Origin of the sequence: Rheinheimera aquimaris (assembly GCF_020531985.1) — a bacterium.
Lineage (GTDB): Bacteria > Pseudomonadota > Gammaproteobacteria > Enterobacterales > Alteromonadaceae > Alishewanella > Alishewanella aquimaris.
The window spans coordinates 122,213-149,132 of record NZ_JAJAVQ010000002.1 but is presented as its reverse complement, the minus strand read 5'-3'; the positions used below and the strand labels follow the sequence as shown (position 1 = coordinate 149,132).

Here is a 26,920-nt window from a genome sequence, read left to right as displayed (position 1 = left end):
AGCAGATGATGAATAAAGGAATATTAATGAAATTGTCGTGTATTTCAGCCGCAGTGCTACTTGGCAGTGCCCTGATACTGAGCGCCTGTTCTGTGCCTAATACGGTGCAGCGCCAGGTTGGTGCCAACGCGGTGATAGAGCAGATCACCGAGGGTGACGAACAGGGCCGCTACCGTAACCTGTACCGCGGCGAGCGCCAGTACCCCACAACCTGCGAAGCCAACTGTTACCCGGCACACCCGCAGGTGAGCTGTCAAAGCCCGGCGCAGAATTGCCGCTATACCGGCCCTCAGCCAGTACCGGCGCTCAACACCGGCTTTAGTGTGCAGTGGCTGGGCCATGCCAGTTTTATTATCCATACGCCGGATCAGCAGCAATTGCTGCTCGATCCGGTGCTGGGTCAGTTTGACTGGCCGGTTAGCTGGGCACAGCACTTTGCCGGTATTATCAAACGGCCTTATCTGCCAGAGGCTAGTGCAGAACAGCTGGCGCAAACCGACGCAGTGCTGTATTCCCATTTGCATTACGACCATTTCAGCCATGCCACTATGGCCAAAATTGGTACGACGCCGACCTACTATATGCCGCTTGATATGGCTAGCTATATGCCCAGCGCTGGGTATAAGGTGGTGGAGCAAGCCTGGTACAGCCAGAGTAAACTTGGCGAGCTGACGCTGCATATGGTGCCAGCGCACCACTTTAACAGCCGTAAACTGTTTGATGACTTTAATCGCGCACTCTGGGGCGCCTGGTTGATAGAACATAACGGTAAAAAGCTGTTTTTTGCCGGAGACACCGGCTATTCAGCACACTTTAGCGACATTCAACAAAGATATGGCGACATAGATATTTGTCTGCTGCCCATCGCCTCGTACTATCATGAAACCGACGGTGCCTGGTATCGCTACGTGCATACCACGCCGGAAGACGCCCTCACCGCAGCGGAGGAGTTAAACTGCAAAGTAATGATCCCCTGGGGCTACGGCAATGGCAGCTGGCAGATGGGCGATCACAGCTCGCACTCGCCGCTGCTACGTTTACTGCATATGCAGCAGCAACTGCAAACCACAGTGCCGCTGCTGATTTTAAATGAAGGTGATAGCGTCACGCTGTAACACCCTCGTCGGCTAAACGACCGGCTTCAACCGGGCTTTAGCGGCCAGTTTGTTGCTGAGTTTGCCGGTAACCGCCCACACCAGTAAGGCTACCCAGGCAATCCAGGAAAAGCCGGCCGGGATGTTCAACAGGGCAATTTTACCGGCATGCTGGCGGTTAAATGCCAGCGCCAGCAGGCTGGGTAAAAACCATACCGCTAAAAACAGCAGGCCAAAGCCCAGCAAAAACAACAGATCGGCTTGTTGCCAGGCTTCAGTAAACGCGACGATAAATTGATTGATAGTGTCCATATTTTAGTCCTCCTTGGTGGCTTTTTTAATCGCAGCTTCAATCACCACAGCAATCAGCCACATGGCCGCAAAGAAGATGCCAAAAGAGACGAGCTGGTAGCTATCAGCCTGGTGCCAGGCAGTCGTAAAAGGTGTTATCAGGTGTTGTAAAGTTTCCATGGTTATTTCCTCGCTATGTTTAAACTTAGTTTTCAGTCAGATTTACAGTTCAATGTCGCTTAGGTTGGCCAACTCAGCTTTAAGGGCATCTACGCGGTGGGTTTTACCTTGTTGCACCACCGTATGCACCGACTTAAGTGCGTTTAGATCCGTTAGCGGGTTGGCAGATAGCACAATAAAGTCGGCGACAAAACCTGCTGCCAACTGGCCGGTATCAGTTAAATCCAGATGGCGGGCACCGCCCACAGTGGCCAGTTGCAGTACCTGCCAGTTGCTTAAACCGGCAGCTTTGGTCAGTTGAAGTTCGCGCAGGTAAAACGGGCCGCTGGCACTGAGGTCGGTACCTATTGCTAATGGCACACCAGCATCATACAAACGCTTAAACAACTGCAGCACCTTCGGCATTTGCTGCTGCGCCGTCGCAAAATCCTGCGCAGTCCAGTCATAGCTCGGCGCAGCCATCAGTGACCGCCAGCGTTTACGTGTTTGCGGATGAAACACCCACATCTCGTCTTCCGGGTACATCACCTCTAACTCACGGGCATAGTAAAATAATTCGTTAACCACCAATGTCAGGTCAACGCGGGTCTGCTGCTGTACCAAAGTGCGGATTAATTGCTGCACCGGTTCACTGTCGTAGTCGACATGCTGAAACCAGCTGTAAATAAAACGCTGATTAAACGGATTTTTACGTTCGGCCAAATACTCCGCTTTAGCTTTACCGCTGAGTAATTCCGCACTGGTTGGCAGAGCATGGGTTAGAGCATCAATTCCAAGATCTGCCGCATACTGCCAGCTGACACTATCCAGATGAGCGATAGTTTTCAGCCCGGCCGCTTTGGCAAGACGGATAGCTAAAGCGATCTCATCTTGTGTCAGACCTTGATAAAGCTTGATGTAGCTTGCGCCAGCGGCTTTCTGGCGGGCAATTTCGGCCTGCCAGCCGGCCTCACCCTTGGGATGCACAGACCCAGCGATGATTGGTGTCGGCTCAAACGCAAAGCCGGCATAACTGAGTTTTGGCCCCGGCCAGTTGCCCGCTTGTTGTTGGCGTACATATTCGGCATTGGCTTCAGGTTCACCGGCAGGGCTAAAAGCTGTCGTCACGCCCGTGGCGAGCGTACTCATTGCATGATAACGGGTCAGTTCACTATGCCCTTTCATCGTCAATACCGGCTTACCGTCCAGCATCTCAACCCGGTGAGGCCCGGCGGTCAGGTGCAGATGCACATCAATCAGGCCTGGCATAACAAAACTGTCTTTCAGATCAACTTGCTGCAGCGCTACTGGCATTGGCTGCCCGTCCGACAGCTGACCAATCTGCACAATTCGTCCTTGCTGTACCAACAGCCAGCCATCATTCAGCTGTTGCTCAGTTGCAGGGTTTATCAGCGTTGCGTTGTGGTACAGCACGGTATCAGCATTATTGCTGTCAGTGGCGGCACCGACGGTTAGGCTAAACAGCGTGGCGATAACAGATAACGACAAAATATTTTTCATGGTGTTGCTCCGGTTTATCAGGTTGTTGCAATCTAAGTCGTTGATTTTTTGTTAGGTGTTACAGATTATTTTTTTATTTTTTTGTGTAACACTTGGCAGCGAAAGTCAGACTTAACAGGTGAGCGCGATATAAAAAGCAGAGCCACCCGAACCATCACTTAACAGCAGGGCAGCATCGTTTGAGCACAGGAGTTAACGGCGCACAGAGCGCTATCGATTTTGTATTGCAGCTATGGCAGCAGCACCAGGGCGCTATCAGCCGTACTTTGTTAGCCAGTGAAGCCGATCCGGCGGCACGGCAGGATTTAAAACAGGATGTTTTTCTCGCACTGCATCAGGCGGCAGAGCGATTACAGGCCGCAGAGTTACCGCGGGCTTACCTGTTTCGCATCGTACATAATGTGACAGTGGATCATATTGCCCGGGCTCAGCGCCATAAATGGCAGCCGCTGGATGAAGACACACAGCAACAACTGCTGGAAGACTGCCCGTCAGAGCAGTTGGGGGAACAACAGCAAAGCCAGCAATTGATGCGGGCAGTACGGCGTTTGTCGCCGGCTAACCGTCAGGTCATTTTGCTGGCGATGGAAGATTTACCGGCACCGGAGATTGCAGACATTCTGCAGATCAGCCACGGTGCTGTCAGAGTGCGGCTTAACCGCGCGAAAACCGAATTAATGGAGTTAATGCAAGATGGCCGATAATTTTGATTTTGCCGCGCTGGCCAAAAGCTGGCAACAACAGCCAGTTACGGAAGAAACGCCGCCCGGCGCTGACGATTTGGCACAAGCCAGCCAGCGCCAACGTGAGCAAAAGTGGCTGATGTACAGCGAGTGGCTGGGCGCGGTGATTATGGCAGGCTCAGCACTGTGGTTGCTGTTTAATCTACCCGGCTGGCTGGGCGGGTTGTCGGCACTGTTTCTGGCGTTCGGAGCATTAGGCGCAGCTTATGTCAGTTGGCATATCCACCGGCCAATACTGGCGTATGGCAACTGGAGCAGTAGTGGTTTAGTCAAATTTCGCCGTCAGGCATGTCAGCTTAGCCTGCGCTACTATCGTTATACCCAGTTAAGCTGTGTGGCACTGGTGCTGTTCACGCTGATCCTATGGTTGCTGCAGTTAACCCAACTGGACAACATCCCGCTGGTTATGCGTTGGTTTTATAGCCTGATGGTTTCGCCACTGTGCCTGTTTGCCAGTTACCGCTTACAGCTTAAAATCCGGCAGAAAACCGCTGAGCTAGCGCAGCTGGATAACCTGGCGCAGGATTTTCAGCACGCCGAATAAACCGCAGACCAGCGCTTACAGCAGCAACCAGCCAAGCAGCAGACTGAGCACAAACATTGGCAGTGACCAACAGTGAAATTCACGCCATAACCCCTGTTGCTGGCTAAGCCGCAGCGCAATTAAGTTTGCCAGTGAGCCGATGGCTAAACCAAAACCGCCAACGCTGACACCAAAGCTCAGGGCGCGCCAGTCAGTGGTAAAATTTTGCAGAAAAATGGCTGCCGGCACATTCGATATCAGCTGTGACAGCAGTGCGCCGCCAACGTAACTGCCATCCGGTATTGCCATTATTTGTATCGCTAGCGGCTGTAACAGAGGCATCTGGGCCAGCAAACCTAAATTGATAAACATCAATATAAACACCAGCAGCAATAACCAGTCGATCGCCTTTACCACACTGCGTTTCAGTATAAAGTAGGTGGCCAGTAAGCCAACTGCAGCATAGGGCGCCAGCTGATATTCCATCGCCAGGATAAACAACGGATAACCGGCCAGTGACCAGCCAAATAAACGGCGGTTATCACTATTGTTGTTATGCGGCACCTTGATGGTTAAGCGGGTCGCGGCAAAAGCGATGCAACTTAACAGCAGGATCATTAGCAGTAAACTGAGCGCTAACGGTGCCATCATCAGCGTAAATTGCCAGAAGCTGTAACCTGACGCCTGCCATAACAGCAAGTTTTGCGGATTCCCTATCGGCGTTAAACTGGAGCCGGCATTCACTGCCAGCGCCAGAAAGATAACCAGTCTGCCCACAGCCATACCACTTAAACGGCCGATACTGAGCGCGATAGGCAGCAGAATAAACAGCGCCACATCATTGGTCACAATCGCCGACAGCAAAGCTGCAAACAGCAACAACAGTTGCGCCAGGCGCCGCTCCGTGTGACACCACCCCAGCAGAACACTGGCAAAACGGGCCAGATAACCGCTAGCTTCCAGTGCTTTGCTCAGCAGCATCAAGCCAGCCAGTGCCGCAACGGTATGCCAGTCTACCAGCGCTACCAAACCAGATGGCGCAGCCGGCTGCAGCCAAAGCAGGATTGGTAGCAGTAATAGCAACGCCAACAGCAAATAGTCTTCCGTTACACGGGACAATACTGAGCGTAGCAAGATTGGTTACTGCAAAAAGCGTTGGCTATCGTCGATGCGGCACTGATCAACAGGCTGCGGCTGGTTTTCACGATCGACCAGCCAGCACTCTTCGTAGATAGAGCAGTAGCATAACTCTATGCCTATCAGATCATCATGAGCGTAGTGTTTACTGAAGAAAGCGGCGTTATTGATTTCTACCGGATTAATTTGCTTTTGTGCCGGTAACACCGTAGTGCCGATATGCGATTGCGCCATACCTTCGTTTGCTAAGCCATACTTAGTGAACAAGGTTTGCCAGTTTGGGATGGCTTCACCGTCATAGGTTACCCTGGCATACTGAATAAGCGCAGGGCCGGTGCCGTTATTAGATACGATATAGCGAAATTTACTCTTCGTATCATGGCCCCGGGCAAGTTCTATCCGCGGCCACACAGATGAGCGGGCATAAGCTCTGTCAATAAAAGCTGAATAAATACTGACAAAGGCCGTAATTAAGCTGACGATCAGTGCCGAGGCGGCGATGATCATTTCCGGGTTCTTAAAACTGTAACGTGTTGTCATAGGGTAACGTTGTTATTGCGTCCTTGTGCGCGCCACTGTACCGCAGGAAAGCTGGCAGCAACAAGTGCCCACCATAAAAACGGCTACCAGCATACGACACGAAAAAGGGCGGGTATTATTACTACTTATCTCTCAAAATGCTCTTTGTAATTATAAATTCATGAAATTAAACTGAATTCTCTCTCACCTGATATAGGCAGGCATACAAGACAGGGATAACGCCAAGCGTTAGCAGGGTAGAAAACGCCAGACCCGCCATAATGGTGATCGCCATCGGCTCCCACATGGCTCCGCCGCCCAAATAAAGTGGGATGAGTCCTAAAACAGTGGTGGCTGTCGTTAAAAGGATCGGTCTGGCCCGGGTTTGTGCAGCGTTGCAGATAGCCTGATAGTGTTCAGTGCCGCCGTCCAGCTCCATTTTAATGCTTTCTAACAGCACTATGGCGTTATTAATCACTATGCCAGCTAAGGACACTATCCCCAGTATCGTCATAAAACCTATGTAAGAGTTCGCCAACAATAAGCCTGAAACCACCCCGATTAATGCAAGAGGTATGGTAAACAGCACAATTAACGATTTACGGATACTATTGAACTGGCCGATCAGCAGAATAACGATGATCATGCCGGCGATGGCTAAGTTGTCAGCAATTGATTGATTGGCCCTGGCTGAGCTCTCGTATTCACCGCCGAACTGATAACTCACCTCGTTATGCCAATCGCTGTGTTGTTGACTGAGCCAGGATTCAAGATTAGCGAAGATTTGCGCCGCATTGGCATCTCCTACCAATTGCGCGCCCAGCGTTACAGTGCGTAAGCCGTTTCGTCGTTGAATTTTGGCCAGGTCCCAGCTAAGTTCCACATCGGCTACCTGCGACAGCGGCACTGAATTCCCGGTGACCTGAGAATACACCGCCAGCGACCTGACCTTACTCAGTGTATTCCTTGCCGTTTCCTCGGTGCGCAGCAGTACCGGAATACTGTCTTCCCGTTCCCGGTATTCCGTCAGCTCAAGGCCGCTTAAGCTCGATTGCAGTGAAATAGCAATATCCTGACTGGTGACACCGGCCCTTTGCGCCCGCACCTGATCAATGGCAACATTGAGCTTTTTGATACGCTGCCCCCAGTCATCAGTGACATTTTGCAGCTCCGGCATTGTACTAAGGTGTGCACGCACCTGTTCAGTCACGCTGGCCAGTACGTCTGGATCCCAGGCAGATAAACGCACTTCTACCGGATTATCCACTGCAGGCCCATTGCCTATCAGACTAAGAGTAAGCGTCAAATCAGGGTGCTGGCTTTGTGCGTAACGCTGAATTTGTGCCATATAGTCGTTTATATATTGCTCGTCTGTAACATTGACTATCATCAAGGCGTAGTTATTGCTGGACGGTTTTGGGTTGTGCGACAAGATAAAGCGCGGCCCACCGTTGCCAATATAGGCAACCCAGTTTGTGATGCCGTGTTGTCGTCCATCTATGAGCAATAGCTGCTCTGTCATATAAGCTTCAATATCGGCAACCACAGTTTGCGTACTTTGAATGGAATAACTGGTTGGTAACTCAAGTTCCATTTTGAAGTAGGCACGTTCAGATGGCGGAAAGAAGATTTTCGGTAGCAATGCACTGCCAGTCAGCGCCGCTATCAGCACCAAGACTGTTAAACCTAAAGTTGCAAGCCGGTTGCGCAGCATAGTGTTTAACACCCGGCGATAGAGCCGGTCAGCAAAGCCTTGGTTGTTCGCTTCTTTCGGCGTAACCTTCAGAAACGTTATGCATAGCAGCGGCATGATGGTTACGGTAATCAGCCAGGAACATAGCAAGGTAATAGTGACAACTTTAAACAAGGAGGCGGTAAACTCTCCTACATTCGATTTGGCTAAATAAATGGGCAGAAAAGCGGCAGCGGTCGTTAAGGATGCCGTCATAAGTGGAAAACCCAGCTCTTTTGCTGAGGCAAGCACTGAGTAAAGCGCACTCTTGCCCTTCTGCATCTTGGCCATGATGCTTTCAGACATGACAATACCGTTGTCTACTAACATACCCAGCGCAATAATCAGTGCCGCCAGAGAAATTTGATCCAGGCCAATGTGAAACAGATCCATCACAATCATCGACAGCAAAATAGAGGTCGGAATAAGCATGGCAACCAGCAAACCGGTACGCATACCAAGCGTGAGCAGCATAACAAAAGTGACCACCAGCATGGCTTGCATCAGGTTGGACATAAAATCTTTTACTTTGCCATCGACCTCTTTTGGTGAAAAGTTGATAAGTTGAAACTCAACCCCGTGTGGATACTGAGTTTCAAATGCAGCAATGGCCTTGCGCACTTGCTTACCAAGTTCAATATTATTGCCGCCTTCGCGCATAGACAGCGCAATAGACAGCGCTCTTTTACCCGAGCTATGCACCAAAGATTTGGCAGGGTCGATGTAAGCCCGTTTAATTGTTGCTATATCGCGCAACATAATTAAGCGATTGTTTTTCGGTGAACTTATCAGCGTTTTGCCTATATCTTCAATAGATTCATAGTTGCCGCTGGGTTCAAGTACAATACGCTCCGGGCCAAGATTAAATTCACCGCCGGATATAACGATATTGCGGGCTGACAGTATCTGTGACAGTTGATAAGGTGAAATGCCCAGCTCCGACAATCTGGCATTGTCGTATTCTACAAATACTTGTTCTTCTTGCTCGCCGTAAATCTCAACTTTGGCCACATCGGGAATGTTTTGCAAAACAGCCTGCACTTTGTCCGCTACGTTTTGCAGCTGTGCATCACTCAGGCCTTCCCCGGTCACCGTCATCACTACGCCAAATACATCACCAAATTCATCATTAACAAAGGGGCCAACCACATCGTCTGGCAAGTCTGGCACAATGCCCTCAATTTTGCGGCGCAAATTGTCCCAAATAGGCCGCATGTCTTTATAACGCTCTTTAATATTGACACGTACTATAGAGACACCGGTACGGGATTCACTTTTGACAAAGTCCAGCTCAGGTATTTCTTTTGCCACTTCTTCGATCTTCGACGACACCAACTCTTCCACCCTTTGCGGGCTGGCACCGGGAAAGTAAGTCAGCACTTGGGCTGTTCGCACAATAAAACCCGGATCGTATGCTCTGGGCATGTTGATAAAGGTTTGCCAGCCAGCAATAAAGATGAAGAGTAGCGCGACAATAGTGATGCGGTTGTGATCAATGGCAAGTTGAGTGATTTTCACGGCTGCTCTCCCCGGGCCAGCCTTACCTGCAAACCGTCCGACATTTTGCTCATGCCTGCGCTAACGATGGTTTCTCCTGCACTGAGCCCACTGAGAATGGTTATGCCTTGTTCATTAATGTGTCCGGTGGATACCAGCCGCATGTTGACTGTGCCTGTGCCGTCGCCGTTATTTTGCACAACATAGACAAAGCGGCCTTGGCTATTTTCAGCCACCGTATGAGTTGGTATCACTATGCTGTTGTCCTGTAGCTGCTGCGTGCCACGAACAGTTAGTGACATACCCGGCAGTATATTGGTACCTGCACTGGCAGCCATGTTGAACGTTACTGAGTAGGTATGGGAAACAGGGTCAGCTTCAGTGGAAACGGCATGCAAAGTCAGTGGGAAACGTTGCTCAGGTAATGCATCAAAAGCGGCATAAACCTTTAACTGACGGTCTTGTTTCAGGCGAATCATCACAGTTTCAGGTATATCGACTTTGATCCGCAGTGTAGATAAGTCCTGGATACTTAAGATCGACTGTTGCGCTGAGACATCTTCAAAATTATCAACATAGCGACGGGCAACAATACCGTTAAAGGGCGCTTTAATAATGGTGTACTGCACATTCTGCTGCGCCGCTTCAAGTGACGCCCGGGCCGCTACGTACTGCGCTTGCATTTTGTCGTAATCGGTTTGGGAAATCAGCTGTTTAGCCAACAGCGCCCCGGCCCTGGCAAATTCTGCACTGGCCCGCGCATATTCGGCCTGGGCGCTGTTCAGTTGAATTTGATAATCCGCATCTTCCAGCGTGGCAAGCACCTGACCTTGTTCGACCTTATCGCCCTCGTCCAGCACAATACTTGCCAGCTTACCGGCCAGGCGAAAGCTGAGATCGGCCTGCTGTCCGGCTTGTACTGTGCCCGGGAATTCACGCCAGTTCTGCGTTGCGCTGGGTTCAACGAGCTGGGTTAGCACCAATCTAAGCGCTGGCGATGTCTCCGTTTCCGCGGCTTTCTGACAGCCATAGCTACATAAGATCAGGCTGAAGAAAATAACAGCCGATATGGCTTTAATGGGTGTGTTTACTGCGTGCATTTTTACTCACCATATACTTGGTTCATGGTACAAGGAACATCTTGTGTCGCGTTGAAATGAGAGATATCCCGCTTAGGGAAATCATTCAGAAGCTCAGCGGCGGCGTCAACGCCTGCCAACTTTGCGTGTTGTAATAACCGTCGGACTGCCCGCCTGGCGAGCAACAATAGGTTTTGCCAACTGCGTATTGCGCTGGCGCATCCCCTGCTAAAGCGTCGGCGAAGTATTGGCTGCGAATAATTCCACTATGCGTCGCCCTGGCGCCTTCGGTGGCAATGCCGATGCAGCCGCTCAGTAAAACACTGGCACTGACCGCAGTCAGCATCATTACAGCACTTCTCACATTAAGCTCCGGCCAGCCAACCAATGTTGTTATTTCGCATCTTGATGACAGGCAATTTCAGAAAACTATTTAAAAACGGCGGCAAGTTTATCCAACTGAACGTTGATAAATGGCGGGAAATGCAAAGTTTTGTAAAATATGGCAGGGCGGGGTGTAAAGAAAGCCATCTGCATTGGCTAAGGTTGTTCCGGCAACCCCATAAATTTAACTGATTGTATTTGGTAAAGTTACAATAACCTTTAAGCCTCCCTCGTCTCTGTTTTCTGCTTTTATTGTCCCGCCATGTAACTGCACTGCGCGTTGCGCGATGGCCAGTCCAATACCACCACCGCCCATACTGTGAGTGCGCGCTGCTTCAACCCGAAAAAACGGTTCGAATAGTGACGTTAAATCTTGCTCCGGTACGCCCGGGCCACTGTCACAAATTTCAACTTCTATCGTTGTCTCAAGATTGGATACACGAACTACGACGTTTGTATTGATTTCTGTGTAGCGCAGTGCATTACGAATAATGTTTTCAAAGGCACTTTGTATCAAAGCGCTATCCAGTTTTAATATGCACTTCTCCAGCCCCATAACTAAAACGTCTTTATTTTGGGCAAAGCCCTCGATAGAGGCGTCTTCCGCTATAACATTCAGTAAGTCTATTAAATCAGTGGTATGCCGGTTAATTTCATTAAAGGATTCCAGACGGGTAAAAACGAGAATGCGCTCAATTAGTAAATTTAATCTTTCACTTTCCACCTCCATTCGATCAATGTAGTCAATGTCCAGTTTGCCATCCTGTTGATCGAGCTTTTGCCGGGAGAGTGAGAACAGCGCTTGCAATCTGGCCAGTGGCGAGCGTAATTCGTGCGAGACATCACGCATCAGGCGCTTTTGCCGCTCTAATAACTGGTAGATTTTTTCCGTCATCAGGTCAAAGTCTTTTGCCAGCATGGCAATATCGTCACGGCGCCCGGCGACGTGATGAGCAACGCTGATGCTTAAATCGCCGCTGGCTACTTTTTGACCGGCTTCCCGAATAAGCCGGATCGGCTGAACGATAAAACGTGACAAGGCCAGCGACACGATAATACTGACGAGCAGCGCCGTAACCGCTAAGGTAAGCCGGGCCCAGGGCGTAATTAATAACTTTGCAATGGGGAAATAATTCCTGACGCCAATTACCGTGTAGCCGCCTAACCCCTGACGTATTACGGCAAGTCCATCTTCGTCCTGTATGGAAGATAAATCCGGCCCAAAGTTATGCTCGCGGCCCAGCAGTTCTTTTCCATCAGGGGCAATAACGTAAATCTGAATAACATTTTCAGCGTCAAGGATATATTCACGCTCTAAACTCTGAGCGTCAATGGTTTGCTGTTGCTGCAGTTTTATACCTATGCCAATAGCAACATTTTCTGCCATGCGTTGGTAAAAAGGTGGCGACGTTTTTGTCGCACCTTCCGGTAACCACTGCGCCACTACACTGGTTAGCAGGGCCGTGGTAATAATGATGATCCAAACAGACAGGAAAATTCTTTGAAAAAAACGGTACATCGGCTGCTACTCCCCTCATAAACTTACATAAAGGTAACCCCGACCCCGAACGGTTTTAATTCGCTGTTGCCCATCTGGCATGGGGCCCAGCTTTTTTCTTAAGCTGACAATATGTGCATCAACACTACGATCAAAGGCTGAAATACGCCGGCCAAGTGCATGTCTGGAAATGTCATCTTTTGACACAACTGCGCCGGCCATACTGGTGAGCTTTTCAAGGATCATAAATTCGGCGCTCGTCATCAATATGGGTACGCCATTTTTTTCTACCGTGAGTGAGCCGGATCTAAGTTTTAAATCGCCAACCGTAATAAAATAGCCTTCAACCTCCGCGGCGCCACTTTTAACGGACACCCTGCGCATAATCGCTCTTACTCTGGCAACTAACTCTCTCAGGTTGCAGGGTTTCGGTACATAGTCATCAGCACCTATTTCAAGCCCCAGTATGCGATCAAGATCATCACCACGTGCGGTTAACATGATCACGGGAGTGTCTTTCTTCCGTCGGATGTATTTTAACGTCTCGAATCCGTTCATCTTTGGCATCGTTACATCCAGAATAATGACGTCATAATCCTCAGATATGGCTGACTCAGCACCGGATTCACCGTCATTTTTCGATGTAAAGCTAAAGCCACCTTCAGACAGAAAGTAAGCTTTCACTGAGTCAGTTAATACCTCGTCATCGTCTACCATAAGCACTTTGATCACAGCATCGGTAGTCATTTTACTGCCTCTCTCTATCTTAATATTGGGTTACTCTGCAACTTAGACTATTTATACTTCGCAGCATGCAGAATGCAAATGCAGCCTCCGGAAGAAAAGCTGAGATAAAAAATACTTCAGGAGATGAGGAAACCATATGACATAGAAGCAAGCCAAACGACAATGGCACTTTTGTATTTGCATAAAGCTCGCTAACAAACTAACGAAGCCGCCAACTCAGGCGGCTATGGCAAAGTTAGTAATATTTGGCATGCGGCGACGCTTTTATAACGAAAAGCCTCTGCGTATTTCTGCTCTGTTTTCTTCTTGAATGCTATCCCATTCCTTTAATTGCGATTCTGTCAAAATGTCAGAAAACTGCTTTCTGGTATTGTCGCTTAATACCAGCATTTCCTTTCTGAAAGACCTTAGGTTGCGCATAGAGATGCTGGCTCCTTCCTTGTCGAGCCCATACTTGCTAAAAAGCGCATCCCTGGCTTTTACGTGCTGCTGCAATAGCGGTGAAAATTGAGCTTCCTGCTCTGGCGAGATGCTCAACCTTGTTTTTACCTCGACAATATTTATTTGTGGATGATGACTTTGAGAACCGGCATCTTCTTCATTTGCCAGTGCCAGCTGAGGTAACAAAAAGATCATTGCGCTAAGTAAAATGAACAAAAACTTCATCAAAATTCGTCCTGTGTTAATTCAGTTTATCGAAAAGGGTTTTGCTGCATGCAAGCTTGCAGCAAAGCGGGTTAATAAATGTATTATTCGGGCATGATTTTACCGACTGCGATGTACGATAGTGTTTGGCAATGCAAAGAAGTGTAAAGTTTTACGCTGGTGACTACTGCAATAATTTGGGTACAAAATAGTACAAACATTCATGGCAGTTTGCGGTTGGTGTTTTTGGCGATTAATCAGATAACCACATGCCATGAATGCTGTATTTTTGATCATCTTTTTGTTTTAAAAGACGATTTTATATGGATGCCTCAGTTACAAGCCGCAGTAGGGGGCTAAGCCTTTATCCGGCACCTGATCAATATGCCGCTGTTCTGATGCACGCAGCGCTGCAACTTTAGCTTCAACCTCTGAGGTGGTCAGCTCAGCATTTTCCACATGCAGCACCCAGTCGATATCCTGTTGATACTGACGCGACTCGTTTGAATCTATCGGCCCAACCGAGCCGTCAGCGCCTTTTGGCATAAACCACAGGTTAAAATTCATCGACATCGGCACTTCCGGCGCCACGGCGTTCGTGTGGTCGCCAACTAAGTTACCATCGACATAATAGCGTACTGCATCGGCGCTTACATTCATTACCAGCGTATGCCAGCCGCTATAATCGCCAGGCACGCGGCTGAACTCGTTCACCTTGGTCCAGGGCTCAAGCTGAAAGGTTTCCCAGGTGGTAGTCCACATCGCACTGTCGCTGTTCTCACCCCAGCCGCCGTTTGGCAGATATTCAAAATCGACTTCGCTGTAATCCGGGTCGAGTGGTGCGGCCAGCGGGCTGATGGCGTAAAACGTCTGGATCACTTCATCGCCGTCCGGGCCATAGCTAGGTTCATTGCGGAAGAACACCCGCGCGGCATAGGTGCCATACAGGTATTTACGCGCATGGCAAATTTGCGTATGGAGCGTGCCGTCACCGGTGCCATCTGTCACAGAGCTCATGCGGGCAATGCCGAATTGAGCACCATCTTGTGCTTCGAGGGTACTAATACCCTCTGCCGACCAGGCTGCACCGGCAATACCCGGATGGCCGGTTTCGGTACGGGCAGTCCAGCCATTAGCAAACAGAGCCTCGGCACTGGCATAAGTAAAGTCATCAAACATCAGAGCTGGTTCGGCAGCGTCTGTCGTTGTCTGCGACGGCACCTCTGTTGTCGTGGCCTGTTCGCAGCCGGTTAGTAATAGCAGTAAAGCTAAAGATGAATAGCGCATAGTTCCCCCGTTTTATTGTTTAAAAAACAGCCTACCGGCAAAATGACAGCGCTGTCAATTAATAACTTATGGCTTTTTTAAACAGTGCATAGCAAATTAGTCAACGGAGAAATGGATATTATGCTGGCTATCCAGCGTCACAATATAATCGGCAAGCTGCGGCAGCTGTTGCCAGCTGGCCAGCGTTAAGCGCTGAAATGGCAGCATAAAGCGGGATAACTGCTGATCAGACATGCCCGTGCCGCGCTTTTGCCACAATTGTTGCTCCTGCTGCGCCCGCCAGCGGCAAACGCTATCCCAATCAGGCGCTTTGAGCCAGATAAGTGGCTGCAGTAACTGCCAGTATTCGGCATAAGGGCCGGCCAGCTGACTATTGACGAAATGCCGCCAACGGCCATCTTTATCTTCGCGTTGTTCCAAATAGTTAACCGGCTCTGTCAGCTCCGCTGCAGGTTGCGGCGCCACACCTAAACACCAACCTTCGACGATTAACAAATCCAGCCGCTGTGCAGCCAATGCTGCAGCAGGTTCATCCAACGCTTTATCAAACTGCGGCAAGGCGACGTTAAACCCGGCCAATACTGCTTTAGCGTCAGCAATGGCGCGGCTAATATCGTGTGTGCCCGGTACACCACGTTGCACCAGCAGCGGATGCACCTGCCCGGCCAGAGTCTGGCGCTGCGCTTTACTCAGGTAATAATCATCCAGCGATACCGCGGCAGCCTGAATACCATGGAGTTTCAGCTGTGCAACTAATTCGGCGGCTAAAGTGCTTTTACCGCTGCCCTGGGCGCCACTAATGCCGACAACAGCCGGTAAACTAAGGTCGGATTGCAGTTTTTCTGCTAACTGGGCTAAGGTTGTCTGATACTGCGCACTGGCAAGAAAATCTGTCATGTTGCCTTCCTTAAAACAATAACAATGAGTCTACTATGCTAAACGCTGCTGCCAAACCCTTAGTTAAACTGGTAGAACGCTATCTGCCGGATCCTTATGTTTTTGTGCTGCTACTGAGCGTAGTGGTGTTCTGCGCAGCTATGCTGTTCGAACAACAAAGCCCATTGCAGGTATTGCAATACTGGGGCGACGGTTTCTGGGGGCTGCTGAGCTTTTCGATGCAAATGCTGCTGGTGCTGGTTACCGGTTTTATGCTGGCCAACACTCCGCTGGTGCGGGGGATACTCGACCGGCTGGCAAAACTGGCCAACAGTGCCAGCCAGGCAATAGTGTTAGTCAGCTTGATTTCGCTTATCGCCAGCTGGCTAAACTGGGGCTTTGGGTTGGTGGTCGGTGCGCTGTTTGCCAAAGCACTGGCGAAAAAAGTAAAAGTGGATTACCGCCTACTGGTGGCAAGCGCCTACTCCGGCTTTGTTGTCTGGCACGGCGGCCTGGCTGGCTCTGTACCATTAACCATTGCCACGCCCAACCATTTCTCCGCCGGCCAGATTGGTGTTATTCCCACCAGCGACACTATCTTTGCCGGCTTTAATCTTCTGTTGGTAGCTATATTGTTTGTCGCCGTGCCGCTGGTCAATTACCTGATGCAGCCCAAAACAGACGAAAGTGTTTATGTCGACCCGGCCAAACTGCGTGATGATGCCCATACAAAAAGCCCGGGTAACCGCCCGGCAGATAAACTGGAAAACAGCATCGTGCTGGGGCTGCTGGTGGGCTTTGCCGGTCTGGCGTACTTGGTGCAGTATTTTGTCAAAGGTGGCAGCTTAAACCTTAATATTGTGAACTACCTATTTTTGTTTCTTGCCATAGTACTGCACGGCACGCCAAGCCGGCTGTTACACAGCCTGCAACAGGCGATTAAAGGCGGTGCCGGTATTGTCATTCAGTTCCCGTTTTACGCAGGCATTATGGCGATCATGGTGCAATCAGGCCTGGCCCAGAGCATGTCACAGTGGTTTGTCAGCTTTGCCAGTGCAGAAACACTGGCGTTCTGGACCTTTATCAGTGCCGGTATTGTCAATATCTTCGTCCCCTCCGGCGGTGGTCAGTGGGCTGTGCAGGCACCGGTCATGATACCCGCTGCACTGGAGCTGGGTGCTGATATCAACCGTATCGCTATGGCAGTAGCTTGGGGCGATGCCTGGACCAATCTAATACAACCTTTCTGGGCCCTGCCGGTACTGGCGATAGCCGGCTTAAAAGCCAAAGACATCATGGGCTACTGCCTGCTGCAGTTAGCGGTAACCGGCGTCATTATCAGCCTGGTGCTTAGCTTTGGCTGAAATCCCGCAGATGCCAGCTCACCCGGCGATATTGCCAGCGTCGGGTGATGCAAGCAAAAAGCTGCATTTATCAGCTAAATGTCACGTCTGCGTTTAATTTTCTTTATCTAACCGCGTTAAGCCTGATTTTACTTAGCTGATGCTACTAATAGTATTGATAATGGTTATCATTAATGTATGATCATCGGAACTTTTTTGGAGGTGAGCATGCAGTTAACCATGAACAAATTAAAACTGGCTTTGGCAGTGCAACTGGCCTGCTTGCCAGCCGCCGCTATTGCGGCTGATACACAGAATAAAGATGAAAAAGCGGTAGAAACCATTACCGTGCGTGGCCAGTATACGGTTAATGAAACCATCGATACCGCCACTGGCCTTGGCTTAACACTGCTGGAAACACCGCAGTCAGTCAGCGTAATGACCGCGCAGCGCATTCAGGATTTGGATATCAGCTCTATTGCGGATGCGGTAACCCAAACACCAGGCCTAACCTCTAAGGCGTTTGACAGTACCCGCAACACCTTCAGTGCCCGTGGTTTTGATATTGATAAGTTTCAGCTCGATGGCGTGCCTATGGCCTGGAGCCTGGCTGGCGACTCAGGTGAAACCATCACCGATGTAGCTATTTATGAACGTATTGAAGTGGTGCGCGGCGCTACCGGCTTACTCACCGGTGTCGGCGAACCGTCTGCATCTATTAATTTGGTGCGCAAACATGCCAACGCCCGCGAACTGACCGGCTATGTTAATGGCGGTGTTGGTAGCTGGAACAGACGCTACCTGACCGCCGATGCCACCACGCCATTGACAGCTGATGGTAATGTACGTGCGCGTATAGTGGCAAAAAAAGAGCTGAGCGACAGCTTCCGTGATCTGGCGGAAGAAGACAAAACCGTATTGTATGGCGTGCTGGACGCGGATCTGAGCGACAGCATGACACTGAGCTTAGGCAGTAGTTATCAGGACAACAACCCTACGGCATCTACCTGGGGCGCATTGCCACCGGTATTTAGTGATGACACCCCAACCAACTGGGACAGAAGCACTACCACGGCCGCGAACTGGACACGCTGGGACTCAACCAGCAAAAACCATTTCGTCAGTTTGACGCAGCAATTCAATAATGGCTGGCAGCTGAAGGTTAACCTGAACCACAATAAGAACACCGCCGATACCCGCTTGTTGTATATCTACGGCGCGGCTGATAAAGACACGGGCGAGGGCTTAATTGCCTGGCCTTATAACAGTGAAGGTTTTAGCAAACAAACCAGCGTGGACATCCAGTTGCAAGGCAGCTACAGCCTGCTGGGCCGTGAACACGAGTTTGTCGTTGGCGCGCTGGACAGCCGTCAGCAATCTGAAGTGAAAACCTATGCTGCTTTGGTATGGCCAGGTACCGGTAACTTTTATCAGTGGAACGGTAGCGTCGCTGAGCCAGCCTGGGCGGCAACGCCGGACCAGGCGGTTAATCTGGATACAGATCAGCTGGGTATTTATCTGGCAACACGCTTTGCAGTAACCGAGCAGGTAAAGCTGATTGCCGGTGGGCGCTATACAGAATGGCAACGTCAGGGCCTGAACTATGGCGCTGAGTTGGATTTTGGCGATGACGAATTTGTGCCCTATGTTGGCCTGACATATCAGGTAGCTGAAAACCATATGCTGTATGTCAGCCATACAGAAATTTTTACACCGCAGGACGCGTACGACCGCAATGGTAATTCCCTTGACCCTATCATCGGCAGCAACCAGGAAATTGGTGTAAAAAGCAGTTACCTCGATGGTGCGCTGCAAACAGCCTTCGCGTTGTTCCGCATTGAGCAAGATAACCTGGCGCAGGCTGACAACGATTACAATGATCCTGCCAATAATTTCTTCCCCTCTTTTGCCGCTAAAGGCGCTGAAAGCAAAGGCTTTGAAGTTGAAGTTATCGGTAGGGTAAATGAAAGCTGGAATATCAGCGCAGGTTATTCGCAGTTTACAGCCGAAGACCGTAACGGCGTAGATATCAATGCCAACCATCCGCGTAAAAAACTTAACCTGTTTTCTACCTACGAGTTTGCCGACATGCTGGCCGGCCTGACGGTAGGTGGCGGTTTAAGCTGGGAGAGTGAGTCTTACAGTGATGTGATGACGTTACCGGTTTCTGGTCTTTCCTATCGTGTAGAGCAGGACAGCTATGTACTGACCAATCTGATGGCCCGTTATGAAGTGAACAAACAGCTGTCACTGCAGCTGAACGTGCATAACCTGTTCGACAAAACCTACTACAGTGGTTTGACGCAACAATACAATTACGGTTCACCACGTAATTTCAGCCTGGGTGCAACCTGGTCGTTCTAAGCTAAATGCTGACAATGAAAAAGGCCGCAATTGCGGCCTTTTTTTATTATCCAATTACTTAGAAGTTATACCGCAAATTAGCGCTGACAGCACGGCGCTGGCCGTAGAAGCAATCACCCCGCGCCAGGCAGGACGTAATTACCGTTTTATCAGTAATGTTCTGCGCCTGCAGGCTGAGCTGGTATTTACCAAAATTATAGCCAACCATGGCATCAAACAAGGTGTAACTTGCCGTGGTCAACGGTTCATTCAGCACTACACCGGCCTGCTCAACATAAGCTGTGCCGTCTGAGGTTTCCCCCACATAACGCGCACCGGCGCCAAATTGCCAGTTTTCCAGCGTTGCCGGGCGCCAGGTGGCCCAGATTGACGCCAGATGCTCTGGCTGTGCCGATAACGTCGCGCCCTGCTCACCTAACGTATTGCTCTGGCTGACATAGGCATCGATATAGGCATAGCTGGCGTAGATATCCAATTCTTCCCAGGCCAGCTGAGCTTCCAGCTCAACGCCTTTGGACGTTACTTCGCCATCCTGGATCTGGCCATTCGGATTAACGATAGCCGGATCTGCTGCCTGTTCGGCTGACAAGCTGGTAGTGCGGTTTTGCTCTTTTACCTGATAGACGGCAGCGGTTAGTAAATGCTCAGTGCCTGCCGGCTGGTATTTAACCCCTGCTTCCCATTGCTCACCTTTTTTCGGCACAAAGGCTTTGCCGTAAGCATCATTGCCCAGCAAAGGCTCAAACGATTCACTGAAACTGATATAGGGTGAAATACCATTATCAAACAAATACATAAACCCGAGCCGGCCTGTAGTGGCATATTGGCTGGCCGCGTCAGCCTGCTCAGGGTTGGTTGTCGCTTTATCACGCCTTATCGCCGCCGATACCAGCAATTTCCCGGCAATTTTCATATTGTCCTGTAAATACAGGCCGCGTTGATAATTCATCGTTGCGGGTAGGTCGGCAACATCGGCTTTGCCGGGCTGCGCCGGGGCCTGACCGTATACCGGGTTGTACAAATCCAGCAAACCGCCATCGCCATAGACGTAGTCGTTGTCAGTATATGCATGCTGATAATCAAAACCGGCCACCAGTTTATGTTCAATAATGCCGGTTTGCAGATTGCCGTGCAGTTGTAAATCGCTGGTCAGGCTGCGCGAGTCAGCGGAACTAACATAAGACAAGCGCTTTATAGTGCGGTTATCGTCCTGAAACACCGGCGGCCAGCCGTACATTGTATGGTAATCCGCATGGCTGTCGCTGTAACGACTGGCTAAGCGCAGCTGCCAGTCAGCGGATAAATCGTGTTCAACTATCGCCGTCACAGACGTTTGCTCGGTATCGTACTTATCAAACCCCGGCTCGGAGACAAAGCGGTTGCTCGGGATCTGACCAAATTCGTTTGGCAAAATAGTGCCCAGATGCGGAAAAAACTGCGTGCTGGAGCCGGCTTCGTTTTGCTGATGATTAACCAGTAGCGTCAGCTTGGTCGCATCACTTGCCTGCCAGCTTAGCGACGGCGCCAATACAACGCTGTTGTCTGGCACAAAATCAGTCTGGGTATCACTGTCACGCCACAATGCGACCATCCGGCCCTGCAGTGAGGCGTCGTTATTCAGCGCGCCGGTAATATCACCGGCCAACTGTTTACGCGAATAATTACCCAGCTGTGCCCACAACTGACCACTGGTAACCGGCTCAGGCTTTTTACTGACCAGGTTAACAATACCGCCAGTGGACCCCTGACCATACAACACTGAGCTGGGGCCTTTTAAAATTTCAATTTGTTGCAGTGCATAAGGCGCAATCCGCACGTTATTGTAATAGCCAAACAGCGACTTTAAGCCATCCAGATACTGTACCGGTGACACACCACGAATTTGCGACCAGTCACCCCGCGTATCCAGGCCATAAGGGCCATTGTACAAACCAGCAACATAACCCAGTGCGTCCTGTACCGTCAGAGCACCCAGATCAGCTATTCGCTCTTCAGTCAGCACAGACACCGACAGCGGCGTTTCGATAATGGGAGTGTCTGATTTTGCGCCCGAGGCACTAACGTAGGAAATTAAGCCGCGTGAACTTTTAACGGTAATAACTTCAACGGCCTCTTCATTATTGGTGGTGGTTTGTTGTTGCGCACTAAGCGGAAATGTCAGCGCTGTGGCAACACCGGCGGCAAGTATCGAATACTTCATATATACCCATTCCTGTGGCTGTCTTTAAAATGAGTCCAATATTCTAATTGAGAATCAATATCAATTACAACACAGGTTGATAATTATTCTTATTAACATTAATATGGCGGCATGAATTAAGGTACATCGTTTTCTTCACAGGCAGCAGCGTCATGGCAAAACTCAGCAATCGTTTTTGGTTTCAGCTACATGGCTGGTTTTCATTGCCAATATGGCTGATTTTTTGTTTTGTCTGTTTAACCGGCACCATCGCCGTATTCAGCCATGAACTGACCTGGCTGACCAACCCGGCATCACGTGCGGCCAACCCGGATAATCTGCCCGCGAAACCGGCGGCAGAACTGGTGGCAACGGTGCAGCAAGCCTACCCGACAGCCGACGTTAGTATGGTGATGGCGTTTGAACCTTATCTGGTCAATGCGGTGGCGTTCACTGATCATGACAAGCCTTATGCACTGGCTTATATCAATCAATACACCGGTGACATTCAGCAGATAAATGAAGGCATTACCTTTATCGGCTTTATGCGCAGCCTGCATGGCTGGCTGTTATTTCCGTGGCCCGGCAGTTACAGCGTGGGCTATTACCTGGTATCGGCAATGGCGCTGGTGATGCTGGGAGCTTTAGTGACCGGCCTCATTATCTATAAAAACTTCTGGCGCAGCTTTACCCAGCCTAAGGTTCGCTTACATCAGGGCAAGAAAACCATACTGACCGACTTACACCGCCTGGCGGGTGTCTGGTCGATCTGGTTTTTAATCGTCATGAGTGCCACCGGTTTATGGTATCTGGTGCAGGCCGTGATGTGGCATGCCGATATTGATATTGAACCACATGCGCCGCTGGTCAGTGCCGAACAATTATCAGCAACAACACAAATGCCACCGTTCAGCTTCGCTGATGCCATGCAAAAAACCTTACAGCGCTACCCGGATTTCAGGCCAAGCTACCTGATGCTGCCTGAGCATAACCGCGGTATGTATACCTTAATGGGTGGCGGCGACCATATTTTTTATGACGAACAAGCCTACACGCTGAGCATTAACCCCTGGACCGGCGATATTGCCCACGAAAAAACCCCGGCTACGATGACTGCGCTGCAAACGGTGATGCATATTGCCGATCCATTGCACTACGGCACTATTGGCGGTATCTGGACTAAAGCCATCTGGTTCCTGTTCGGGCTGATGTTATCCGGCATGTCGATTACCGGTTTTATGATTTGGGGCAGCCGCACCGTGAAAGCAGTGCGGGAAAGCCGCAAAGCTGCCACCCTGACGGAGGTGAACCATGGCGCGCAGTAACACCTTCTGGCAACGTCACAAGTACAAACTGAATGGCTTGGTGCTGGTGCTGCCATTCTGGTTTTTGTATCAGTCGCTGACACCTGAGTTCCCGCCCGCCTGGCCTGCACAGCAAGTGGGCGACTTTGAAATTGCGCCTATGCCGCTGAACCTGAAACCACCCTACGCGCATCATGATGAGTACGTAAAAGACTTTATGCTGATGTTCAGTAAGGGCGATATCGGAGCCATTCGTCAGGGCTATCTGAATATTGGCCCCCAAGCATTGCCGCTGGCACAGCTGCAGCAGGGTGAGGAAGGTATACTGCATGGTAGCCGCCATGGCCAGCATGTGCATGCCATTGCACCGAAAACGCTGACCGCTGCTGACAAAGTCTGGTTAACCCTGCAAACCTGGCAGGGTGATACACTTACCACCAGTTGGGAGCTACCGGCCGAGCTGTTACCTCAACACTGATTTTTATCTGATCGCCCCACCCACACTATGCGTACCCTGTTCAAAGCAACACATAAAGAGGACAGGGCGTGACAATTGCAATTATCGGTGCCGGTATCGCAGGCGCAGCCTGTGCTGCCGTACTGACAGAGCAGGGCCAGCAGGTTGTAGTGTTTGATAAAGGCCGCCGTGCCGGTGGCCGAATGAGCAGCAAACGCACCGAGCATGGCTATCTTGATTTAGGCGCACAGTACTTTACTGCCCGTGATCCCGCTTTCAAAACCCAGTGCCAGCAATGGTTAAGTAGTGGCATCGTAACGCACTGGTACGGCCGCCTGGCACAAGTTACTGCAGAAGGCCCGCAGGCATCACCGGATGACACGCTACGCTATATCGGTATGCCCTCGATGCAGGCGCCCGTTACCCGGTTGCTGGGTAATGTTGACGTTAGCTTAGGTTGCCAGATTGACCATATTCAGTTTGATGGCCAGCACTGGCTGCTACACAGTAACGGCGCTTTTATCGGCCGCTTTAGCAAGCTGATCCTGGCCATCCCCCAGCAGCAAGCCGCTGCGCTGCTAAACCCTGTATTGCCATCTAACCAGACACTGAGCAAACTTTTCGAGTTGCCAGCGCTATTGCCTTGCTGGGCAGTCAATATACAAGTAGATCAGCCACTGTGGCCATTTGACGGTATTTTTTTCAAGCAAGACAGCCAGCTTAGCTGGGCAGCAAGACAAGGCTCCAAACCCGGGCGTTGTAACGCCGGGCACTGGTTGTTGCATTTCACTGCCGAGTTTTCACAGCAACACCTTGAAGCTGACGGCGACACCATAGCCCAACATGCGATGCAGGCATTAAAGCGTCTGACAGACAAAACCGTGACCGGCCAGGTAAGCCACTATCACCGCTGGCGTTTTGCCCAGCAAAACCCGGATTACCCGATACAGGGCGCCGTGCATCTGCCCGAATTGGCACTTGGCATGGCAGGCGACTGGTTAAACGGTGGCCGGGTAGAAAACGCCTGGCTCAGCGGCAGGCAACTGGCTCAGAGCATACTGGCATGACAGCATCAGTACTGATCATCGGCGGCAGCAGCGGCATAGGAGACGCTTTAGCGAAGCACTACCTTGCCAGCGGCACACAGGTTAGTGTGATCAGCCGCCAGCCTGCGCCTTCGCAGCCACAGCTAATATGGTTACAGGATACGCTAGACAGCGAGCAGCGCAGTGCCAGTGTGATAGCTGAAGCGCTGACTCACCAGCCAGAGATTATTTTTATCTGTAACGGTGTACTGCACGACAAGCACGCCATGCCGGAAAAAACCATCCGCCAGCTCGATATCGACGTGTTAACTGCACGCTTTTCCAGCAATGTGCAGATACCGGCATTGTATCTAAAGTTACTATTTAGTTATTTGTGCAAACAGCCAGCGGTAAAACTGCTGACGCTGAGCGCCAAGGTTGGCAGTATCGGCGATAACGCCCTTGGCGGCTGGTACAGCTACCGCATCAGCAAAGCGGCGCTGAATATGCTGATTAAAAACCTCAGCATTGAAGTAGGCCGGTTAAATAAAACCGCCGCTATTGTAAGTGTTCATCCCGGTACCACCGACACTGCGTTATCGGCGCCCTTTCAAGCCAACCTACCCGAAGGCCAACTACAAACCCCGGCTGCCACCGCCGAACGTTTAGCCAAAGTGGCGCAAGAGCTAACAGCAAAGCAAAGCGGCAATTTGCTAAATTGGGATGGCAGCGTATTGCCGTGGTAAGTCATCGCTAAGCTGACATTTAAACCTTCGGCTGTGCTCTTGCCATTAACGCCACGCAATCAATATCGGCAGGCAACGTGCCGTAATTACTGCAAATGCCCGGTATCAGCCGGGCGCGGATAAAAGCTTCAGCCACCATAGGCTCGCCGTATTGCAATAACACACTGGCCTGTAATAGCAGCGCCAGCTTATCGGCTATGCTGCGGGCGCGGTATTCCTGCGTTGAAGTATCCTGCAAAGCTGTTTGCAGCCGGGCAAAGGCGGCATCGTAATCGTCGTTGCGGCCGGTTACTGCTTGCAGCTCGTTCAGGCAAGCCTGCAAGGCTGCCGGTTCTTTTTGCATGGCACGCAGCACATCGAGGCACTGAATATTGCCAGAGCCTTCCCAGATAGCATTAACCGGCGCTTCACGGTATAGCCGTGGCAGAATGTTTTCTTCAACGTAGCCAACGCCACCCAGACATTCCATGGCTTCATAACAAAACTGTGGTGCACGCTTGCAAATCCAGTATTTGCCTATAGCCGTTGCCAGGCGGACAAAGTGCTGTTCGCTGACCACGCTTTGGTTATCGAGCGCGTAAGCTCAGCGCCAGTGCGGCTTCGCTATCCAGCGTCAAATCGGCCAGCACATTTTGCATCAACACTTGTTGCTGCAGCGGCTTACCAAAGGCGCAGCGCCCGGCAGTGTGATGTAACGCCTGTGCTAACGCCGCACGCATTAAACCGGCAGAGCCGAGCATGCAGTCAAAGCGGGTTAACGCCACCATATCAATAATGGTGCGCACGCCCCGGCCCTCGTCACCAATACGCCAGGCAAAAGCACCGCGAAATTCTACCTCTGATGACGCATTAGAGCAGTTGCCCAGTTTGTCTTTTAAGCGCTGAATATAAAACTGGTTTTTGCTGCCATCAGGGCGCCAGCGCGGCAATAAAAAGCAGCTTAAACCGGGGTCGGTTTGTGCAAGGGTTAAAAAGCCATCGCACATCGGCGCCGAACAGAACCACTTATGCCCAACCAGTTCATACTCGTCAGCCGTGAGCGGGTAGGCGCGGGTGGTATTGGCACGCACATCCGAGCCGCCTTGTTTTTCGGTCATCGCCATGCCAATAGTCAGGCCAGCCTTGGCAAAATAGGGTTTATTAGCCGGGTCATACCCGGGGGTTAATACCTTGCCCAGCCAGTCTGCTGCACCTGGCGGGGCCTGCTGTAGCACCGGCACGGAAGCATACGTCATTGTTAGCGGGCAACCTGAACCGGCATCGGCCTGCATATGCTGATACACCAGTGCTGCACGGGCAACCTGAGCGCCAGCACAGGGTTTTAGCCAGGGCGCTGCAGGCAGGCCATAGGTGATCGCTGTTTGCATCAGTTGGTGATAGGCCGGGTGAAAGCACACCTCGTCAATGCGGTTGCCAAAGCGGTCGTGGCTGTGAAATTCGGGCTTGTATTTATTAGCTAAAAAACCCGCCTCGGCCAGAGTGCCACCACATAAGCCGCCATAGCTGGCCAGATCGGCGCTGTTCGTCACACCGAAGCGCTGGCTCCAGTACTGCAAAGTGCCGTCGCTGTGCCAGGTATTAAACGGCAGCAAAGACGCCGGTTGGTTTAATACCTGATGCGTCTCCGCCTGAGCACTGTATGGCGTTGCTGCTGGGGTTTTCTCTGACATTGGGCGCCTCCTGCTGCTGTAACAGCAGTGAAGCATGGCACCGGGCAGAACTCAAGTACGGGGCATTGCTATAACATTTTTACGCATAAGCCTAACCGCA

At 50.8% G+C, this 26,920-nt stretch carries 25 protein-coding genes; 9 read left to right on the top strand and 16 right to left on the bottom strand.

What is annotated here, in order from left to right; translation table 11 throughout:
• Positions 1 to 26: 26 nt before the first annotated feature.
• Positions 27 to 1,115: an MBL fold metallo-hydrolase gene (locus tag LHL18_RS05615; protein WP_226766124.1), complete on the top strand. Its 1,089-nt coding sequence runs from the start codon at positions 27 to 29 to the stop codon at positions 1,113 to 1,115.
• Between the two features lie 12 nt (positions 1,116 to 1,127).
• Here the strand turns inward: LHL18_RS05615 and LHL18_RS05610 are convergent, their stop codons facing one another.
• The 3 genes from LHL18_RS05610 to LHL18_RS05600 are packed head-to-tail and all read right to left on the bottom strand — an operon-like array spanning position 1,128 to position 3,065.
• Positions 1,128 to 1,406, bottom strand: coding sequence for a superinfection immunity protein (locus LHL18_RS05610; RefSeq protein ID WP_226766123.1), 279 nt, complete (start codon positions 1,404 to 1,406; stop codon positions 1,128 to 1,130).
• A 3-nt stretch (positions 1,407 to 1,409) separates the two neighbouring features.
• Positions 1,410 to 1,565, bottom strand: coding sequence for a hypothetical protein (locus tag LHL18_RS05605; RefSeq protein WP_226766122.1), 156 nt, complete (start codon positions 1,563 to 1,565; stop codon positions 1,410 to 1,412).
• 42 nt (positions 1,566 to 1,607) lie between these two features.
• A complete protein-coding gene (locus tag LHL18_RS05600; RefSeq protein WP_226766121.1) occupies positions 1,608 to 3,065 on the bottom strand; it encodes an amidohydrolase family protein in 1,458 nt (485 codons plus the stop codon).
• Between the two features lie 179 nt (positions 3,066 to 3,244).
• Between LHL18_RS05600 and LHL18_RS05595 the strand changes: the two genes are divergently transcribed.
• On the top strand, positions 3,245 to 3,769 hold the full coding sequence (locus tag LHL18_RS05595) for an RNA polymerase sigma factor (RefSeq protein WP_226766120.1): 525 nt from the start codon (positions 3,245 to 3,247) through the stop codon (positions 3,767 to 3,769).
• Positions 3,759 to 4,352 carry a hypothetical protein gene (locus tag LHL18_RS05590; RefSeq protein ID WP_226766119.1) on the top strand — a complete coding sequence of 198 codons (594 nt, stop codon included), beginning with the start codon at positions 3,759 to 3,761 and terminating at the stop codon, positions 4,350 to 4,352. Before LHL18_RS05595 ends, LHL18_RS05590 begins: the two co-directional genes overlap by 11 nt.
• 15 nt (positions 4,353 to 4,367) lie before the next feature.
• On the opposite strand, the gene LHL18_RS05585 is transcribed toward LHL18_RS05590, so the two are convergent.
• The 10 genes from LHL18_RS05585 to LHL18_RS05540 all read right to left on the bottom strand — a co-directional run bounded on the left by LHL18_RS05585 (position 4,368) and on the right by LHL18_RS05540 (position 15,753).
• The gene (locus LHL18_RS05585; protein ID WP_226766118.1) at positions 4,368 to 5,465 is read right to left on the bottom strand and encodes an SLC13 family permease; all 1,098 of its coding nucleotides are present in this window, start codon (positions 5,463 to 5,465) and stop codon (positions 4,368 to 4,370) included.
• 6 nt (positions 5,466 to 5,471) lie between these two features.
• Positions 5,472 to 6,008: a hypothetical protein gene (locus tag LHL18_RS05580; protein ID WP_226766117.1), complete on the bottom strand. Its 537-nt coding sequence runs from the start codon at positions 6,006 to 6,008 to the stop codon at positions 5,472 to 5,474.
• Between the two features lie 166 nt (positions 6,009 to 6,174).
• Complete coding sequence (locus tag LHL18_RS05575) at positions 6,175 to 9,237, bottom strand: efflux RND transporter permease subunit (protein ID WP_226766116.1); 3,063 nt, start codon at positions 9,235 to 9,237, stop codon at positions 6,175 to 6,177.
• Positions 9,234 to 10,316, bottom strand: a complete 1,083-nt coding sequence (locus tag LHL18_RS05570) for an efflux RND transporter periplasmic adaptor subunit (RefSeq protein ID WP_226766115.1) — start codon at positions 10,314 to 10,316, stop codon at positions 9,234 to 9,236. Before LHL18_RS05570 ends, LHL18_RS05575 begins: the two co-directional genes overlap by 4 nt.
• Before the next feature lie 85 nt (positions 10,317 to 10,401).
• Positions 10,402 to 10,659 (bottom strand): hypothetical protein, encoded by a 258-nt coding sequence (locus LHL18_RS05565; RefSeq protein ID WP_226766114.1) that lies wholly within the window; start codon positions 10,657 to 10,659, stop codon positions 10,402 to 10,404.
• 204 nt (positions 10,660 to 10,863) lie between these two features.
• Positions 10,864 to 12,198 carry an ATP-binding protein gene (locus LHL18_RS05560; RefSeq protein WP_226766113.1) on the bottom strand — a complete coding sequence of 445 codons (1,335 nt, stop codon included), beginning with the start codon at positions 12,196 to 12,198 and terminating at the stop codon, positions 10,864 to 10,866.
• A gap of 15 nt (positions 12,199 to 12,213) precedes the next feature.
• Positions 12,214 to 12,924 carry a response regulator gene (locus LHL18_RS05555; RefSeq protein WP_226766112.1) on the bottom strand — a complete coding sequence of 237 codons (711 nt, stop codon included), beginning with the start codon at positions 12,922 to 12,924 and terminating at the stop codon, positions 12,214 to 12,216.
• A 264-nt stretch (positions 12,925 to 13,188) separates the two neighbouring features.
• Positions 13,189 to 13,590 carry a hypothetical protein gene (locus tag LHL18_RS05550; RefSeq protein ID WP_226766111.1) on the bottom strand — a complete coding sequence of 134 codons (402 nt, stop codon included), beginning with the start codon at positions 13,588 to 13,590 and terminating at the stop codon, positions 13,189 to 13,191.
• 315 nt (positions 13,591 to 13,905) lie between these two features.
• The gene (locus tag LHL18_RS05545) at positions 13,906 to 14,856 is read right to left on the bottom strand and encodes a glycoside hydrolase family 16 protein (RefSeq protein WP_226766110.1); all 951 of its coding nucleotides are present in this window, start codon (positions 14,854 to 14,856) and stop codon (positions 13,906 to 13,908) included.
• A 96-nt stretch (positions 14,857 to 14,952) separates the two neighbouring features.
• The gene (locus LHL18_RS05540) at positions 14,953 to 15,753 is read right to left on the bottom strand and encodes a kinase (RefSeq protein ID WP_226766109.1); all 801 of its coding nucleotides are present in this window, start codon (positions 15,751 to 15,753) and stop codon (positions 14,953 to 14,955) included.
• A gap of 35 nt (positions 15,754 to 15,788) precedes the next feature.
• Here LHL18_RS05540 and LHL18_RS05535 point away from each other — a divergent pair, with 35 nt between their 5' ends.
• Both LHL18_RS05535 and LHL18_RS05530 read left to right on the top strand, forming a co-directional pair.
• Positions 15,789 to 17,096, top strand: a complete 1,308-nt coding sequence (locus LHL18_RS05535) for a short-chain fatty acid transporter (RefSeq protein ID WP_226766108.1) — start codon at positions 15,789 to 15,791, stop codon at positions 17,094 to 17,096.
• A 219-nt stretch (positions 17,097 to 17,315) separates the two neighbouring features.
• Entirely contained in the window at positions 17,316 to 19,439 is a 2,124-nt protein-coding gene (locus LHL18_RS05530) for a TonB-dependent siderophore receptor (protein ID WP_226766107.1), read from the top strand.
• Positions 19,440 to 19,497: 58 nt separating this feature from the next.
• On the opposite strand, the gene LHL18_RS05525 is transcribed toward LHL18_RS05530, so the two are convergent.
• Complete coding sequence (locus LHL18_RS05525) at positions 19,498 to 21,639, bottom strand: TonB-dependent siderophore receptor (RefSeq protein ID WP_226766106.1); 2,142 nt, start codon at positions 21,637 to 21,639, stop codon at positions 19,498 to 19,500.
• 152 nt (positions 21,640 to 21,791) lie between these two features.
• Between LHL18_RS05525 and LHL18_RS05520 the strand changes: the two genes are divergently transcribed.
• From LHL18_RS05520 to LHL18_RS05505, 4 genes are all read left to right on the top strand, one after another.
• Positions 21,792 to 22,943: a PepSY-associated TM helix domain-containing protein gene (locus LHL18_RS05520; RefSeq protein ID WP_226766105.1), complete on the top strand. Its 1,152-nt coding sequence runs from the start codon at positions 21,792 to 21,794 to the stop codon at positions 22,941 to 22,943.
• Positions 22,930 to 23,400, top strand: a complete 471-nt coding sequence (locus LHL18_RS05515; protein ID WP_226766104.1) for a hypothetical protein — start codon at positions 22,930 to 22,932, stop codon at positions 23,398 to 23,400. The genes LHL18_RS05520 and LHL18_RS05515 overlap by 14 nt, the downstream gene beginning before the upstream one ends.
• Before the next feature lie 68 nt (positions 23,401 to 23,468).
• On the top strand, positions 23,469 to 24,446 hold the full coding sequence (locus LHL18_RS05510; RefSeq protein ID WP_226766103.1) for an NAD(P)/FAD-dependent oxidoreductase: 978 nt from the start codon (positions 23,469 to 23,471) through the stop codon (positions 24,444 to 24,446).
• The gene (locus tag LHL18_RS05505) at positions 24,443 to 25,150 is read left to right on the top strand and encodes an SDR family NAD(P)-dependent oxidoreductase (RefSeq protein WP_226766102.1); all 708 of its coding nucleotides are present in this window, start codon (positions 24,443 to 24,445) and stop codon (positions 25,148 to 25,150) included. The genes LHL18_RS05510 and LHL18_RS05505 overlap by 4 nt, the downstream gene beginning before the upstream one ends.
• A 19-nt stretch (positions 25,151 to 25,169) precedes the next feature.
• On the opposite strand, the gene LHL18_RS19640 is transcribed toward LHL18_RS05505, so the two are convergent.
• Both LHL18_RS19640 and LHL18_RS05500 read right to left on the bottom strand, forming a co-directional pair.
• Entirely contained in the window at positions 25,170 to 25,709 is a 540-nt protein-coding gene (locus LHL18_RS19640; RefSeq protein WP_319004164.1) for an acyl-CoA dehydrogenase family protein, read from the bottom strand.
• Positions 25,710 to 25,716: 7 nt separating this feature from the next.
• Positions 25,717 to 26,820: an acyl-CoA dehydrogenase family protein gene (locus LHL18_RS05500; protein ID WP_264190098.1), complete on the bottom strand. Its 1,104-nt coding sequence runs from the start codon at positions 26,818 to 26,820 to the stop codon at positions 25,717 to 25,719.
• Positions 26,821 to 26,920: the final 100 nt, after the last annotated feature.

What these genes read in the sequence shown, in the direction of transcription:
- LHL18_RS05580 (WP_226766117.1), bottom strand. Translation starts at nt 6,008, where the DNA reads ATGACAACACGTTACAGTTTTAAGAACCCGGAAATGATCATCGCCGCC.
- LHL18_RS05590 (WP_226766119.1), top strand. Translation starts at nt 3,759, where the DNA reads ATGGCCGATAATTTTGATTTTGCCGCGCTGGCCAAAAGCTGGCAACAA.
- LHL18_RS05560 (WP_226766113.1), bottom strand. Translation starts at nt 12,198, where the DNA reads ATGTACCGTTTTTTTCAAAGAATTTTCCTGTCTGTTTGGATCATCATT.
- LHL18_RS05545 (WP_226766110.1), bottom strand. Translation starts at nt 14,856, where the DNA reads ATGCGCTATTCATCTTTAGCTTTACTGCTATTACTAACCGGCTGCGAA.
- LHL18_RS05605 (WP_226766122.1), bottom strand. Translation starts at nt 1,565, where the DNA reads ATGGAAACTTTACAACACCTGATAACACCTTTTACGACTGCCTGGCAC.
- LHL18_RS05535 (WP_226766108.1), top strand. Translation starts at nt 15,789, where the DNA reads ATGCTAAACGCTGCTGCCAAACCCTTAGTTAAACTGGTAGAACGCTAT.
- LHL18_RS05550 (WP_226766111.1), bottom strand. Translation starts at nt 13,590, where the DNA reads ATGAAGTTTTTGTTCATTTTACTTAGCGCAATGATCTTTTTGTTACCT.
- LHL18_RS05570 (WP_226766115.1), bottom strand. Translation starts at nt 10,316, where the DNA reads ATGCACGCAGTAAACACACCCATTAAAGCCATATCGGCTGTTATTTTC.
- LHL18_RS05610 (WP_226766123.1), bottom strand. Translation starts at nt 1,406, where the DNA reads ATGGACACTATCAATCAATTTATCGTCGCGTTTACTGAAGCCTGGCAA.
- LHL18_RS05520 (WP_226766105.1), top strand. Translation starts at nt 21,792, where the DNA reads ATGGCAAAACTCAGCAATCGTTTTTGGTTTCAGCTACATGGCTGGTTT.
- LHL18_RS05525 (WP_226766106.1), bottom strand. Translation starts at nt 21,639, where the DNA reads ATGAAGTATTCGATACTTGCCGCCGGTGTTGCCACAGCGCTGACATTT.
- LHL18_RS05555 (WP_226766112.1), bottom strand. Translation starts at nt 12,924, where the DNA reads ATGACTACCGATGCTGTGATCAAAGTGCTTATGGTAGACGATGACGAG.
- LHL18_RS05540 (WP_226766109.1), bottom strand. Translation starts at nt 15,753, where the DNA reads ATGACAGATTTTCTTGCCAGTGCGCAGTATCAGACAACCTTAGCCCAG.
- LHL18_RS05530 (WP_226766107.1), top strand. Translation starts at nt 17,316, where the DNA reads ATGAACAAATTAAAACTGGCTTTGGCAGTGCAACTGGCCTGCTTGCCA.
- LHL18_RS05515 (WP_226766104.1), top strand. Translation starts at nt 22,930, where the DNA reads ATGGCGCGCAGTAACACCTTCTGGCAACGTCACAAGTACAAACTGAAT.
- LHL18_RS05600 (WP_226766121.1), bottom strand. Translation starts at nt 3,065, where the DNA reads ATGAAAAATATTTTGTCGTTATCTGTTATCGCCACGCTGTTTAGCCTA.
- LHL18_RS05505 (WP_226766102.1), top strand. Translation starts at nt 24,443, where the DNA reads ATGACAGCATCAGTACTGATCATCGGCGGCAGCAGCGGCATAGGAGAC.
- LHL18_RS05500 (WP_264190098.1), bottom strand. Translation starts at nt 26,820, where the DNA reads ATGTCAGAGAAAACCCCAGCAGCAACGCCATACAGTGCTCAGGCGGAG.
- LHL18_RS05615 (WP_226766124.1), top strand. Translation starts at nt 27, where the DNA reads ATGAAATTGTCGTGTATTTCAGCCGCAGTGCTACTTGGCAGTGCCCTG.